Annotated in this window: 1 rRNA gene; it reads right to left on the reverse strand. The window is 54.1% G+C overall.

Going from position 1 to position 331, the window contains the following annotated elements:
- A 23S ribosomal RNA gene (locus tag ACSVDM_RS30840) occupies window positions 1-331 on the reverse strand; the annotation flags it as partial.

Here is a 331-nt window from a genome sequence, read left to right on the forward strand (position 1 = left end):
TCACCAGGGAGTATTCAGGCTTACCGGGTGGTCCCGGCAGATTCACAGCAGATTTCACGGGCCCGCTGCTACTCGGGTATCACTCACGAGAGCCAACATGTTTTCGTTTACCGGACTATCACCGTCTATGGCAGGCCGTTCCAGACCACTTCAACTAACACGTTGGTTTCTTACTCTCGCCCAGTCCGGCAGAACTGAGAAGAATGACCCCACAACACCGCATGGACAACCCCTGCCGGGTATCACATCCACACGGTTTAGCCTCATCCGCTTTCGCTCGCCACTACTCACGGAATCACTGTTGTTTTCTCTTCCTGTGGGTACTGAGATG

This window comes from Nocardia sp. JW2, assembly GCF_051843015.1.
Classification (GTDB): domain Bacteria; phylum Actinomycetota; class Actinomycetes; order Mycobacteriales; family Mycobacteriaceae; genus Nocardia; species Nocardia coubleae.